Source organism: Pseudomonas sp. MS646, assembly GCF_036693845.1.
Taxonomy (GTDB): domain Bacteria; phylum Pseudomonadota; class Gammaproteobacteria; order Pseudomonadales; family Pseudomonadaceae; genus Aquipseudomonas; species Aquipseudomonas chlororaphis_E.
Genome location: NZ_CP144763.1, coordinates 1,129,852 through 1,143,821, shown reverse-complemented (window position 1 = coordinate 1,143,821; position 13,970 = coordinate 1,129,852). Strand labels below are relative to the sequence as shown.

The 13,970-nt window shown below is 63.5% G+C and carries 9 protein-coding genes; 5 read left to right on the top strand and 4 right to left on the bottom strand.

Annotated elements, in window-relative coordinates:
• The first annotated feature begins 182 nt into the window (after positions 1 to 182).
• From V3H56_RS04890 to V3H56_RS04870, 5 genes are all read left to right on the top strand, one after another.
• Positions 183 to 1,340, top strand: a complete 1,158-nt coding sequence (locus V3H56_RS04890; RefSeq protein WP_338474267.1) for an efflux RND transporter periplasmic adaptor subunit — start codon at positions 183 to 185, stop codon at positions 1,338 to 1,340.
• Positions 1,337 to 4,435, top strand: coding sequence for a multidrug efflux RND transporter permease subunit (locus tag V3H56_RS04885; protein WP_338474266.1), 3,099 nt, complete (start codon positions 1,337 to 1,339; stop codon positions 4,433 to 4,435). The genes V3H56_RS04890 and V3H56_RS04885 overlap by 4 nt, the downstream gene beginning before the upstream one ends.
• 9 nt (positions 4,436 to 4,444) lie before the next feature.
• On the top strand, positions 4,445 to 5,119 hold the full coding sequence (locus tag V3H56_RS04880) for a heavy metal response regulator transcription factor (RefSeq protein WP_047739496.1): 675 nt from the start codon (positions 4,445 to 4,447) through the stop codon (positions 5,117 to 5,119).
• Positions 5,094 to 6,473, top strand: coding sequence for a heavy metal sensor histidine kinase (locus V3H56_RS04875; protein ID WP_123578191.1), 1,380 nt, complete (start codon positions 5,094 to 5,096; stop codon positions 6,471 to 6,473). The genes V3H56_RS04880 and V3H56_RS04875 overlap by 26 nt, the downstream gene beginning before the upstream one ends.
• 236 nt (positions 6,474 to 6,709) lie before the next feature.
• Positions 6,710 to 8,206 carry a sensor domain-containing diguanylate cyclase gene (locus tag V3H56_RS04870; protein WP_338474265.1) on the top strand — a complete coding sequence of 499 codons (1,497 nt, stop codon included), beginning with the start codon at positions 6,710 to 6,712 and terminating at the stop codon, positions 8,204 to 8,206.
• A 1,301-nt stretch (positions 8,207 to 9,507) separates the two neighbouring features.
• Here the strand turns inward: V3H56_RS04870 and lpxC are convergent.
• The 4 genes from lpxC to V3H56_RS04850 form a co-directional block, all read right to left on the bottom strand.
• Entirely contained in the window at positions 9,508 to 10,419 is a 912-nt protein-coding gene (gene lpxC / locus V3H56_RS04865; RefSeq protein WP_338474264.1) for a UDP-3-O-acyl-N-acetylglucosamine deacetylase, read from the bottom strand.
• 112 nt (positions 10,420 to 10,531) lie between these two features.
• Positions 10,532 to 11,725 (bottom strand): cell division protein FtsZ, encoded by a 1,194-nt coding sequence (gene ftsZ / locus V3H56_RS04860; RefSeq protein ID WP_042729563.1) that lies wholly within the window; start codon positions 11,723 to 11,725, stop codon positions 10,532 to 10,534.
• A 100-nt stretch (positions 11,726 to 11,825) separates the two neighbouring features.
• A complete protein-coding gene (gene ftsA / locus V3H56_RS04855; protein WP_042729562.1) occupies positions 11,826 to 13,085 on the bottom strand; it encodes a cell division protein FtsA in 1,260 nt (419 codons plus the stop codon).
• 15 nt (positions 13,086 to 13,100) lie between these two features.
• The gene (locus V3H56_RS04850; RefSeq protein WP_042729561.1) at positions 13,101 to 13,967 is read right to left on the bottom strand and encodes a cell division protein FtsQ/DivIB; all 867 of its coding nucleotides are present in this window, start codon (positions 13,965 to 13,967) and stop codon (positions 13,101 to 13,103) included.
• Positions 13,968 to 13,970 lie beyond the last annotated feature (3 nt).

The window sequence follows — 13,970 nt, the reverse complement described above, 5'->3', positions numbered from 1 at the left end:
CGCAGTATACCCGCCCGCCACGGCAATGCATCGGGCAGATTCGATCAGCGTCACCACTCGTCCGACAGCCCCTTGGGACGAAACTGACGCGCCTGTCAGTTAGGCGTCACCTTCCTGACCGCCTCGCAACGCTATATAAGAGCGGTAGAAATCCCACCGTCCTGAACCGGCTCTTCGCATCCATGCACATCCAGAAAAAAACCGTCCTGCTCGTTGCGTTCCTGGTCGCCCTGGCGGCCCTGGCCTTCTGGTTGCTCATGAAGCCCGTCACTGCCAAGCCTGCCGCGCCCGCCGCCATTCCGGTGCGGGTGGTCAGCGTGGTGCAAAAGGATGTGCCGCGCTTTGCCAGCGGCATCGGCACGGTGCTGTCGCTGCACAGCGTGGTTATTCGTCCGCAGATCGACGGCATCCTGACCCGCCTGCTGGTCAAGGAAGGGCAACGGGTGCAAAAAGGCGACCTGCTGGCGACCATCGACGACCGCTCGATCCGCGCCAGCCTCGACCAGGCCAGGGCCCAGCTCGGCGAGAGCCAGGCCCAACTGGCGGTGGCCCAGGTCAATCTCAAGCGCTACAAGCTGCTGAGCGTCGACGACGGCGTGTCGAAGCAGACCTACGACCAGCAACAGGCTTTGGTCAATCAGCTCAAGGCCACGGCCCAGGGCAACCAGGCGGCCATCGACGCGGCCACGGTGCAGTTGTCCTACACCCAGATCCGTTCCCCGGTGACCGGGCGCGTCGGCATCCGCAACGTCGACGAAGGCAACTTCCTGCGCACCAGCGACACCGAAGGCCTGTTCACGGTGACACAGATCGACCCGATCGCGGTGGAGTTCTCCCTGCCCCAGCAAATGCTGCCCACCCTGCAACGCTTGATCGCCGCGCCCGACCAGGCCCTGGTCCAGGCGTTCATCGGCGCCGATGCCACGACCGGGGAACTGCTCGGCGAGGGTCGACTGAGCCTGATCGACAACCAGATCAACGCCAACACTGGAACGCTGCGGGCCAAGGCTGAGTTCAGCAACGCCGCGCAACGGCTGTGGCCGGGGCAACTGGTGACCCTGAAGATCCAGACCACGGTCGACAAGGACGCCCTGGTGGTGCCACCGACCGTGGTCCAGCGCGGGCTGGAGCAACACTTCGTGTACCGGGTCAAGGGCGATACGGTGGAGAGCGTGCCGGTGGTGATGGTCCATCAGGACAGCGACCTGAACATCATCAAAGGCGTGAGCCCCGGCGACCAACTGGTCAGCGATGGCCAATCACGGCTCAAGCCCGGCAGCCACATCCAGGTGCTCAGTGACCCACCGGCCCTGGCCAAGTCCGCGGAGCCGCAACCATGAAGGGCCGCGGCTCGATTTCGACGTGGTGCATCAACCACCCGATCGCCACAGTGCTGCTGACGTTCGCCCTGGTCCTGCTGGGGCTGATCGCGTTTCCCCGCTTGCCCGTCGCGCCGTTGCCGGAAGCCGAATTCCCGACCATCCAGGTCAACGCCCAGCTACCCGGCGCCAGCCCGGAAACCATGGCGTCGTCGGTGGCGACACCGCTGGAGGTGCAATTCAGCGCCATCCCCGGCATCACCCAGATGACCTCCAGCAGCGCCTTGGGCTCGACCAACCTGATCCTGCAATTCAGCCTCGGCAAAAGCATCGACACCGCCGCCCAGGAAGTGCAGGCGGCCATCAACACCGCCGCCGGCAAACTGCCCAACGACATGCCGAACCTGCCGACCTGGCGCAAGGTCAACCCGGCCGACAGCCCCGTGCTGATCCTCAGCATCAGCTCCACCCTGATGCCCGGTACCGAGCTGAGCGACTACGTTGAAACGCTTCTTGCCCGTCAGATCAGCCAGATCGATGGCGTAGGACAAGTCAACATCACCGGCCAGCAACGCCCGGCGATCCGGGTCCAGGCCTCGGCCGACCGGCTCGCCGCCATCGGTCTGACCCTGGCCGACATCCGCCTGTCGCTGCAACAGGCCAGCCTCAACCTGGCCAAGGGCGCCCTGTACGGTGAATCGAGCATTTCCACCCTGTCCACCAACGACCAGCTGTTCCAGCCCGAGGAATACCGTGAGCTGATCGTGTCCTACAAAAATGGCGCACCGGTGCACCTCAAGGACGTCGCCAAGGTCATCAGCGGCTCGGAAAACGCCTACGTCCAGGCCTGGTCCGACAACGAACCGGGGCTCAACCTGGTGATCTTCCGGCAGCCGGGGGCGAACATCGTCGAGACCGTCGACCGTATCCAGGCGGCCCTGCCGACCCTGCAAGCCATGTTGCCCGCCGCGATGCAGGTCAAGGTGCTGATCGACCGTACCCAGACCATCCGCGCCTCGCTGCATGAAGTGGAAATCACCCTGCTGATCACCGTGTTGCTGGTGGTGGCGGTCATGGCCCTGTTCCTGCGCCAGCTCTCGGCAACCCTGATTGTCTCGGCGGTGCTGGGGGTTTCGCTGACCGCCAGTTTCGCCCTGATGTACATCATGGGCTTCAGCCTGAACAACCTGACCCTGGTGGCGATCGTCATTTCGGTGGGTTTCGTGGTCGACGATGCGATCGTGGTGGTGGAGAACATCCACCGTCATCTTGAGGCCGGCGAAGGCATGCGCGAGGCGGCGATCAAGGGCGCCGGCGAGATCGGCTTCACGGTGGTGTCCATCAGCTTCTCGCTGATCGCCGCGTTCATCCCGCTGCTGTTCATGGGCGGCGTGGTCGGGCGGCTGTTCAAGGAATTTGCCCTGACGGCCACCTCCACCATCCTGATCTCGGTGGTGGTGTCGTTGACCCTGGCGCCGACCCTCGCCGCGCTTTTCATGCGCGCCCCGGTGCATCATGCCCACGGCAAGCCGGGTTTCGGCGAACGCCTGCTAGCCCGGTACGAACGCGGATTGCGGCGGGCCCTGGCTTACCAGAAGCTGATGATCGGCGTGTTCGGCCTGACCCTGGCGCTGGCCGTGGGCGGCTACGTGTTCATTCCCAAGGGCTTCTTCCCGGTCCAGGACACCGGCCTGGTGCTGGGCACCAGCGAGGCCGCCGCCGACGTGTCGTTCCCGGACATGGTCGCCAAGCACAAGGCCCTGGCCGACATCGTCGCCGCCGACCCGGCCGTGGCAACCTTTTCCCACTCCGTCGGCGTTTCGGGCAACAACCAGACCATCGCCAACGGCCGCTTCTGGATCGCCCTCAAGCCTCGGGACCAGCGGGATGTCTCGGCCAGCGGCTTCATCGACCGGATTCGCCCCAAGCTGCTGAAGATCCCCGGCGTGGTCCTGTACCTGCGAGCCGGGCAAGACATCAACTTAAGCTCCGGCCCCAGCCGTGCCCAGTATCAATACGTGCTCAAGAGCAACGACGGGCCGAGCCTCACGGCCTGGACCCAGAAGCTCACCGACAAATTGCGTGGCAACCCGGCGTTCCGCGACATCTCCAATGACTTGCAACCAGGTGGCAGCATCACCCACATCAACATCGACCGCAGTGCCGCCGCGCGCTTCGGCCTCACCGCCAGCGACGTCGACCAGGCCTTGTACGACGCCTTCGGCCAGCGGCAGATCAACGAGTTCCAGACCGAGACCAACCAGTACAACGTCATCCTGGAACTCGACACCGCACAACGCGGCAAGGCCGAGAGCCTGGCGTACTTCTACCTGCGCTCGCCCCTGAGCGGCGAGATGGTGCCGCTCTCGGCCCTGGCCCGCTTCGACGCACCGAGCAGCGGCCCGTTGTCGATTGCCCACGACGGCATGTTCCCGGCCGCCAACCTTTCGTTCAACCTCGCACCGGGCGTGGCGTTAGGGGATGCGGTGTGGATGCTCGACCAGGCCAAGAACGAGATCGGCATGCCGGCCGCCATCACCGGCAACTTCCAGGGCGCGGCCCAGGCGTTCCAGAGCTCGCTGGCCAGCCAGCCGTGGCTGATCCTCGCCGCGCTGGTGGCGGTGTACATCATCCTCGGCGTGCTTTACGAGAGCTTCGTGCATCCGTTGACCATCATCTCCACCCTGCCCTCGGCGGGCCTCGGTGCGCTGATCATGCTCTGGCTGCTGGGCCAGGACTTTTCGATCATGGCCCTGATCGGCCTGGTCCTGCTGATCGGCATCGTCAAGAAAAACGGCATCCTGATGATCGACTTCGCCCTCGACGCCCAGCGCAACGGCGGGCTGCCCCCTCAGGAAGCGATCTTCCAGGCCTGCGTGACCCGCTTCCGGCCGATCATGATGACGACCCTGGCCGCCCTGCTCGGCGCCCTGCCGCTGATGCTCGGCTACGGCACTGGCGCGGAACTGCGCCAGCCATTGGGCATCGCCGTGGTGGGGGGCCTGCTGGTGAGCCAGGCGCTGACGCTGTTCACCACGCCGGTCATATACTTGTGGCTCGAGCGACTGTTCCATCGGCCCAAGCCAGCGCCGACGGCCCTGGCGACCACACACTGAGGCCGGCCCATGCGTGTCCTGATCATCGAAGACGAAGAAAAAACCGCCGACTACCTGCACCGCGGCTTGAGCGAACAGGGCTATACCGTGGACGTCGCACCGGACGGCATAGAGGGCCTGCACCTGGCCCTGGAAACCGATTACGCGGTGATCGTGCTCGACGTGATGCTGCCGGGCCTGGACGGCTTCGGCGTGTTGCGGGCCTTGCGCGCCCGCAAGCAGACCCCGGTGATCATGCTGACCGCCCGGGAACGGGTCGAGGACCGCATCAAGGGGCTGCGCGACGGCGCCGATGACTACCTGGGCAAACCGTTCTCCTTCCTCGAACTGGTGGCTCGCCTGCAAGCCCTGACCCGCCGCAGCGGTGGCCACGAACCGGTGCAGGTGACCATCGCCGACCTGTGGATCGACCTGATCAGCCGCAAGGCGACACGGGCCGGGCAACGCCTGGACCTGACCGCCAAGGAGTTTTCCCTGCTCAGCGTCCTGGCCCGTCGCCAGGGCGAGATCCTGTCGAAAACCGCCATTGCCGAAATGGTCTGGGACATCAATTTCGACAGCGACGCCAACGTGGTCGAAGTGGCGATCAAGCGCCTGCGGGCCAAGCTCGACGGGCCGTTCGAGCAGAAGCTGCTGCACACGATCCGCGGCATGGGCTATGTGCTGGAGAGCCGCAGTGAGTAACAGCCTCGCCCTGCGCCTGAGCGGAATGTTCACGCTGGTGGCGGCGTTGGTGTTCCTGTTGATCGGCGGTGCGCTGTACCAGCAGGTTGCCAAGGGCCTGGGCCTGTTGCCGGAAGCCGAACTCGATGCGCGCTACAGCGTGCTCGAATCCACGGTGGGCCGCTACGGCACCCCCGAACACTGGGTGAAGATCAATAACAAGCTGCGGTTGCTGGGCGAAGAAGACAAACGCATCCATTTCTGGATCGTCAGCGGCGACCCACGCTTCGAGTACGGCAACCCGGATGCGCAGATCCGCGCCTTCGCCGAGGGGCCGCTGGGCAAGCGCGACTTGAAGCTGCCTCACCGGCCCTATCCGATGAAAGTGCTGGTCAGTCAGTTCCCGGCCAAGGACCAACGCCCACCGTTGCGCTTCATGATCGGCATCGACACCGAGACGTTCTACCAGACCCAGCACCGTCTGCTGGTGGCGCTGGTGAGCCTGGCCATCGTCGGCGTGCTGCTGGCATCCCTGCTGGGGTATTGGGTGGCGCGGATCGGCCTCAAGCCCTTGATCAAGTTATCCGACGAAGCCCAGCGCCTGACGCCGCCACGGCTGTCCGGGCGCTTGCAACTGACGCCATTGCCGCCGGAACTGAGCCAGTTCGTCAGCTCCTTCAACGCCACCCTCGACCGGGTCGAACTGGCCTACTCGCGGCTCGAATCGTTCAACGCCGATGTCGCCCACGAACTGCGTTCCCCGCTGACCAACCTGATCGGCCAGACCCAGGTGGCGTTGACCCGCGGGCGCTCGGCCGAACATTACTTCGAAGTACTGCAGTCAAACCTCGAAGAGCTGGAACGGCTGCGCTCGATCATCAACGACATGCTGTTCCTCGCCAGCGCCGACCAGGGCAGCAAGGCCACCAAGCTGACCAGCACCTCCCTGGCCAGCGAAGTGGCGACCACCCTCGACTACCTGGACTTCATCCTGGAAGACGCCCAGGTCCAGGTTCGGGTCAGCGGCGACGCCCAGGCCAACATCGAGATCGCCCACCTGCGCCGGGCGCTGATCAACCTGCTGAGCAATGCCGTGCAGCACACCGCTGCCGGACAGGTCATCGACGTGCGCATCGAGGTCCAGGCCGACCAGATCACCCTGGCCGTCACCAACCCCGGCGAGCCGATTGCCGGTGAACACCTGCCGCGCCTGTTCGAACGCTTCTACCGGGTCGATGCCTCGCGCAGCAACAGCGGCGCCAACCACGGATTGGGGCTGGCGATCGTCAAGGCCATCGCCCTGATGCATGGCGGCGACGTGTTCGTGCACAGCGAGCGGGGGGCCAACACCTTCGGGATCCGCTTGCCCGCCTGACGTTCCACACGTCGCATCCCAACGGCCTTTTGCCCATTGAATGCTGGGCGAAAGGCAATTGAATCAGAATCAGGCGATCACGGCCTGCGACATCGGCGAACGGGCGATTGCGCAGAGATGGATTGCCCGCCTTCACCGATCCAAGCACAATCAGCAAAAGGCCAGCATGCAGCTCATTGCCAGCCGTGTGCCCTTTGGGATGGATCCCCGCCACAGACAATGCAGACACTGTAACCATGAGCACGAGCAGTGCGACACCCGGCAATACCCTGTTTTCGATACGCTCGGAACGGGCACTCGTTTTCGCCAGCTCGCTGGTGGTCACGGCCATCCTGAGCATCGTGACGTTCCTGCTGATTCGCGAACATACCAGCGCACAACTGGCCGCTACCCGCGCGGCCACCAACATCGTGCAACTGATCGACGCCGACGTGCTGCGCAACGTCGAGCTCTATGACCTGTCGCTGCAAGGCCTGATCAGCACGGCCAAGCGCAGTGACCTCAACGGGGTGTCGCCGGCGATTCGTCACCTGGCCCTGTTCGACCGCGCCACCGCCGCGCCCTACAAGGGCGACATCCTGCTGCTCGACAAGCGCGGTGACGTGATCGCCGACTCCGCGTCGGTCATCCCGCGCCAGGGCAATTACGCCGACCGGGAATATTTTCGCGTGCACCTCGACGACCCGAGCCTGGGCATGATGATCAGCCGTCCGTTTCGCTCCAGGAGTGTCGCCCAGGACTGGCGCATCAGCTTCAGCTATCGATTGAACGATGAACAGGGTGAGTTCATGGGCGTGGCCGAGGCCGGGATGCGCTTGAACTACTTCAGCCAGTTGTTCAAGAGCCTGAACATTGGCCACGGCGGCACGGTGAACCTGATCAGCCGCGACGGGATCCTGCTGGCACAGGAGCCGCCCCTGGCCGACGACTTGATCGGCAAGGACTTCAGCAACCGACCGAACTTCGTGCGCATCCTGAAGGAAGGCAATGGCAGTTTTACCAGCGTGTCCAGCGTCGACCAGAGCACGCGCCTGTACACCTTTTCCCAGGTGGGCAACCTGCCGTTGATTGTCGTGGTGGCGTTGTCGTCCCAGGAAGTGTTCGCCTCGTGGAAACGCACGGCGTTGATGGTCAGCGGCGCGACCGGCGCGCTGTGCATCGCCTTGCTCTGGCTCACCTGGCTGCTACGTCGCGAATTGCGCCGCCGCCATCGGGCCGAGCGGAACCTGGCACAACTGGCGTCGATCGACGCCCTGACCGGCCTGGCCAACCGCCGGACCCTGGATGTGAAACTGCATCAGGAGTGGCTGCGTTCCCAGCGCTCGGGGCAACCGCTGTCGGTCATGATGATCGATGCCGACCACTTCAAGGCCTACAACGATCGCCACGGCCACCAAGGCGGGGACGAAGCCCTGCGAAGCCTCGCCCAGCTCATCGACGAACACGTCCGTCGCCCCGCCGACCTCGCCGCGCGCTATGGGGGTGAAGAGTTCGCGGTGGTGGTTCCGGAAACCACCACCGCCGGCGCCTTCACCATGGCCCAGAATATCCGCCAGGCCGTTGAACAACTGCCGCCTCCCGTCCCGGGAGAAGCCCCGATGACCGTCAGCATCGGCATCGCCACCTGGGCCAAAGGACCGTACAGCGACCTCGAACAACTCCTGGTCGCCGCCGACAAGGCGCTGTACCAAGCCAAGGCCAGCGGCCGCAACCGCGTCGTGTGCGCCATGTAATCCCCGCCCTCTCTACATCTGGACAAGCGTGGCCAGGGAGCTTGCTCCCGCTGGACTGCGCAGCAGGCCCATAAAGGATCAATGCGATATACCTGATACACCCAGGCGCCTGCTCCAGGGGCCGCTTCGCAGCCCAGCGGGGATAAATCCCCTCGCCACAAAAGCGCTCGCCACAGTCCCTCACTTGCATAATGGGCAACCACACAACCGTGGCGAGGGAGCTTGCTCCCGTTGGACTGCGCATCAGGCCCAAAAAGATCAATGCGGTGAGCCTGATACACCCAGGTGCCAGTTCCAGGGGGGCCGCTTCGCAGCCCAGCGGGAGCAAGCTCCCTCGCCACGAAAACCCGCTCACACCAAACCTCTGTGGCGAGGGGATTTATCCCCGTTGGACTGCGCAGCAGGCCCATAAAGGATCAATGCGATATGCCTGATGCACCCGGGCGCCTGCTCCAGGGGGGCCGCTTCGCAGCCCAGCGGGGATAAATCCCCTCGCCACAAAAGCGCTCGCCACAGTCCCTCACTTGCATAATGGGCAACCACACAACCGTGGCGAGGGAGCTTGCTCCCGTTGGACTGCGCATCAGGCCCAAAAAGATCAATGCGGTGAGCCTGATACACCCAGGTGCCAGTTCCAGGGGGGCCGCTTCGCAGCCCAGCGGGAGCAAGCTCCCTCGCCACGAAAACCCGCTCACACCAAACCTCTGTGGCGAGGGGATTTATCCCCGTTGGACTGCGCAGCAGGCCCATAAAGGATCAATGCGATATGCCTGATGCACCCGGGCGCCTGCTCCAGGGGGGCCGCTTCGCAGCCCAGCGGGGATAAATCCCCTCGCCACAAAAGCGCTCGCCACAGTCCCTCACTTGCATAATGGGCAACCACACAACCGTGGCGAGGGAGCTTGCTCCCGTTGGACTGCGCAGCAGGCCCAAAAAGATCAATGCGGTGAGCCTGATACACCCAGGTGCCAGTTCCAGGGGGGCCGCTTCGCAGCCCAGCGGGAGCAAGCTCCCTCGCCACAAAAACAAGCTCACACCGCCCCCCTGTGGCGAGGGGATTTATCCCCGTTGGACTGCGCAGCAGGCCCAAAAAGATCAATGCGGTGCGCCTGATACACCCAGGCGCCTGCTCCAGGGGGGGCCGCTTCGCAGCCCAGCGGGAGCAAGCTCCCTCGCCACGGAAAGTGGCTCACACTGAACCTCTGTGCGATGGGGTTTATCCGAAACGGTCCCTTGATAAACAACCGGCATAAAAAAAGGCCACCCTAAGGCAGCCTTTAAAAACTAGAGAGGTTTTTTGCTTACACGGCCGCGACAGGGCGCATGTAAGAGATTGGTGCGGTGCTGGCGTCTTCGAACGTCACGACTTCCCAAGCATCTTTCTGCTCAATCAACTTGCGCAGCAGCTGGTTGTTCAGTGCGTGGCCGGACTTGAAGCCCTTGAACTCACCAATCAGGCTATTGCCCAGCAGGTAGAGGTCGCCGATTGCATCGAGGATCTTGTGTTTGACGAACTCGTCTTCATAACGAAGGCCGTCTTCGTTCAACACGCCATCGGAATCGACCACGATCGCGTTTTCCACGCTGCCGCCGAGTGCGAGGTTGTGCTTGCGCAGGTACTCGATGTCACTCATGAAGCCAAAGGTACGGGCGCGGCTGACTTCTTTTACGAACGAAGTGCTGGAAAAGTCCACGCTTGCACTCTGGGTGCGGTCCCGGAAAACCGGGTGATCGAAATCGATCTCGAAGCTCACCTTGAAACCTTCGAAAGGGACGAAAGTGGCGCGCTTGTCGCCATCTTCCACGGTCACTTCCCGCAGGATGCGGATGAACTTCTTGGCCGCGTCCTGTTCTTCCAGGCCAGCCGATTGAATCAGGAATACGAAGGGTCCGGCACTGCCATCCATGATCGGGACTTCGGACGCGGAGAGCTCGACGTAGGCGTTATCGATGCCCAGGCCAGCCATGGCCGAGAGCAAATGCTCCACCGTATCCACTTTGGTGGCACCGTTGACCAATGTGGTCGACATGGTGGTTTCACCAACGTTTTCCGCGCGAGCAGGAATCTGCACCACAGGGTCGAGGTCGGCACGACAAAACACGATGCCGGTATCGACAGGCGCGGGCTTGAGGGTCAGGTAGACCTTCTCGCCCGAGTGCAGACCGACACCTGTGGCACGGATAATATTCTTCAGGGTGCGTTGTTTAATCATGGCATGGGCCGCTTCAGCGCAAATTGCGAACTGGTATCAACAAAGGCTGGCGATGATAGCAGACCAGACCTTTGCTGAACACCAATCACCCGTATCCCCCTGATACATTTCATCAATCGGCCTGACGACGCAGGAATGCCGGGATGTCCAGGTAATCCAGATCGTCTTGCGGATTCATCTTCGCGGCAGTCGCAGCACCGGCCTGGGCCTGGTTGCGCATGACGGTCGGACGGTCCAGGTCACGGTAGTTCACCGCAGGCTGTTCCTGACGAACGGGGGCCTGTTGCTGTGGCTGGGAGGCCATGGCGGTCTGTACGGTGTTGTCGATCACCTTCATCGGCTTCTCGATTTTCGCGCCCAGGCCGGTGGCAACCACGGTCACGTGCAGCTCGTCGCGCATGTCGGGGTCGATCACGGTGCCGACCTTGACCATGGCGTGGTCGGAGGCGAAGGCTTCGATGATGCTACCCACGTCGGAGTACTCGCCCAGGGACAGGTCGGGACCTGCAGTGATGTTCACCAGGATGCCGCGAGCGCCCTGCAGGTTGACGTCTTCGAGCAACGGGTTGCGGATGGCCGCTTCGGTCGCTTCGCGCGCACGGTTCGGACCGCTGGCGCAGCCAGTGCCCATCATCGCCATGCCCATTTCGGACATCACGGTGCGCACGTCGGCGAAGTCGACGTTGATCATGCCCGGACGCTTGATGATGTCGGAGATACCGCGAACGGCACCGGCCAGTACGTCATCGGCCTTGGCGAAAGCCGACAGCAGGCTGGCGTCCTTACCCAGGATGGTCAGCAGCTTCTCGTTGGGGATGGTGATCAACGAGTCGACGCTTTCGCTCAGCGCGCGGATGCCTTCATCGGCGATCTGCATGCGCTTGCGGCCTTCGAACGGGAACGGACGGGTCACCACGGCAACGGTGAGGATACCCATCTCCTTGGCCACTTCGGCAATGATCGGCGCTGCACCGGTACCGGTACCGCCGCCCATGCCCGTGGTGATGAACACCATATTGGTGCCAGCCAGGACTTCAGCGATGCGCTCGCGGTCTTCCAGGGCAGCCTGACGGCCAACCTCGGGATTCGCGCCAGCACCCAGGCCCTTGGTCACGCCGGTACCCAGTTGCAGGATGGTCCGCGCGCCGATGTTTTTCAGCGCTTGAGCATCGGTGTTGGCGCAGATGAACTCGACGCCCTCGATGTTGCTCTTGACCATGTGGTTGACAGCGTTGCCGCCGCCACCGCCGACACCGATTACCTTGATAACCGGGCTAGCGGGGATGTTGTCTACGAGTTCGAACATTTTCCCTCTCCTTTCATTCTCTAGTTTTTTCGCCTACTGCGTTTGCTGCCGTCTTCCGGCGCCAAGCCTGAAACTCGTCGCCTGAAGCTTGAAACCTGTATCAGAAATTGCCTTTGACCCAAGCCTGCAACCGCTCCAGCAGCGGCGCCTTGGCCTCTTCGCTGTTGTAGCTGTCGCGGCTGCCGATGCCGGAGAACGAGATGCCGTCGGACTGCTTCTGCAGGCCGTACATCAACAGACCCACGCCGGTGGAATAGATCGGGTTGCGCACCACGTCATCCAGGCCCTTGACGCCATGGGGCACGCCCAGGCGCACCGGCATGTGGAAAATTTCCTCGGCCAGCTCGACCGCGCCTTCCATCTTCGAGGTGCCGCCGGTCAGCACGATGCCGGCCGGGATCAGGTCCTCGTAGCCGCTGCGACGCAGTTCGGCCTGGATCAGGGTGAACAGTTCGTCGTAACGCGGCTCGACCACTTCGGCCAGGGCCTGGCGGGACAGCTCGCGCGGCGGACGGTCGCCGACGCTTGGCACCTTGATGGTTTCACCGGCGCCGGCCAGTTTCGCCAGGGCACAGGCGTAGCGAATCTTGATTTCCTCGGCGTACTGGGTCGGAGTGCGCAACGCCATGGCGATGTCGTTGGTCACCTGGTCGCCGGCAATCGGGATCACGGCGGTGTGGCGGATGGCGCCTTCGGTGAAGATCGCGATGTCGGTAGTGCCGCCGCCGATGTCCACCAGGCACACGCCCAGCTCTTTCTCGTCGTCGGTCAGCACCGAGTAGGCCGAGGCCAGTTGCTCGAGGATGATGTCGTCGATTTCCAGGCCGCAGCGGCGCACGCACTTCTCGATGTTCTGCGCGGCGTTCACGGCGCAGGTGACCACGTGGACCTTGGCTTCCAGGCGCACGCCGGACATGCCCAGGGGCTCGCGGACGCCTTCCTGGTTGTCGATCACGTAGTCCTGCGGCAGGGTGTGCAGCACCCGCTGGTCGGCCGGGATCGCCACGGCCTGGGCCGCATCGAGCACGCGCTCAAGGTCCGCGGAGCTGACTTCGCGATCACGAATCGCGACGATGCCGTGGGAGTTCAGGCTGCGGATGTGATTGCCCGCCACGCCGACGAACGCCGAGTGGATCCGGCAACCGGCCATCAGCTGCGCTTCTTCGATGGCGCGCTGGATCGATTGCACGGTGGACTCGATGTTCACCACCACGCCTTTCTTCAAACCACGGGACGGATGGGTACCGATCCCGACGATGACCAGCGTGCCGTCGTCCGCGACCTCGCCTACCAGCGCTACCACCTTGGAAGTGCCGATATCCAGACCGACGATCATTTTTCCGCTTTGCACGTTTGCCATGGGTCCTGCCTCTTCTTAATTCTTCGCGACGGCGGGTTCGGCCGTCGTCGGCGCTACAGGTTCCCGCCAGCCAACAGCCAGGCCGTTGGCGTAGCGCAGATCGATGCGCGCAATGTTCGTAATCTGTTCTTTGAGCGTCTTGTCATAGATGGCAATGAAGCGGCGCATCTTTTCCACCAGGTTGCCGCGACCGAGCAGCAGCTCGATGCCCGGCCCCGAGCTGCCCGCGCCAGTGGTCAGGAACCAACTGCCGCGCTCACGCAACTCCAGGCGCGCGATGGAGAAGCCCAAGGGCCGCAACATCTGGCTCAACACCTGGTACTGCTGCATCACTTGCTGTTGGGCCCGCTGTGGACCGAACAGTTGTGGCAAATGTTCATAATTGGCCAGTTCCCGAGGCGTGAACGCCTGGCCCTGGTTGTTCAACAGCGACTCGTCGCCCCAACGGGCCACCGGAAGCTGCTCTTCCAGGCGGATCGACACCTGGTCGGGCCACACGCGCCGGACCTCGGCATGGGCGATCCAGGGCATCTGCTCCAGTTCCGTGCGCATGCCCGCCAGGTCGATGGTGAAGAAGCTCGACGCCACGAATGGCGCGATCCGCTGCTGCACCGCCTGCTGGCTGATGTAACTCAGGTCGCCCTGCACGTTGATCCGGGCGATCGGCCGGTCGGCATAAGGCAGCAGCCGCTGGGCCCCTTCGTACGTACCGAACCCCAACGCCACCAGCAGTACCGGCCAGAACAGGCTCTTGAGAAAACCAAAGTTGGCTTTCGGCAAGCGCGCCGACATCGGCTCCTTGGCCACCATTCGGCTGGCACCCCGCGGCACCGGTTTGCGACCGGGTGCGGATGGCTGATGACGAAGCGATGCGCCTTGCATGGC

What these genes read in the sequence shown, in the direction of transcription:
- V3H56_RS04890 (WP_338474267.1), top strand. Translation starts at nt 183, where the DNA reads ATGCACATCCAGAAAAAAACCGTCCTGCTCGTTGCGTTCCTGGTCGCC.
- V3H56_RS04885 (WP_338474266.1), top strand. Translation starts at nt 1,337, where the DNA reads ATGAAGGGCCGCGGCTCGATTTCGACGTGGTGCATCAACCACCCGATC.
- V3H56_RS04880 (WP_047739496.1), top strand. Translation starts at nt 4,445, where the DNA reads ATGCGTGTCCTGATCATCGAAGACGAAGAAAAAACCGCCGACTACCTG.
- V3H56_RS04875 (WP_123578191.1), top strand. Translation starts at nt 5,094, where the DNA reads ATGTGCTGGAGAGCCGCAGTGAGTAACAGCCTCGCCCTGCGCCTGAGC.
- V3H56_RS04870 (WP_338474265.1), top strand. Translation starts at nt 6,710, where the DNA reads ATGAGCACGAGCAGTGCGACACCCGGCAATACCCTGTTTTCGATACGC.
- lpxC (WP_338474264.1), bottom strand. Translation starts at nt 10,419, where the DNA reads ATGATTAAACAACGCACCCTGAAGAATATTATCCGTGCCACAGGTGTC.
- ftsZ (WP_042729563.1), bottom strand. Translation starts at nt 11,725, where the DNA reads ATGTTCGAACTCGTAGACAACATCCCCGCTAGCCCGGTTATCAAGGTA.
- ftsA (WP_042729562.1), bottom strand. Translation starts at nt 13,085, where the DNA reads ATGGCAAACGTGCAAAGCGGAAAAATGATCGTCGGTCTGGATATCGGC.
- V3H56_RS04850 (WP_042729561.1), bottom strand. Translation starts at nt 13,967, where the DNA reads ATGCAAGGCGCATCGCTTCGTCATCAGCCATCCGCACCCGGTCGCAAA.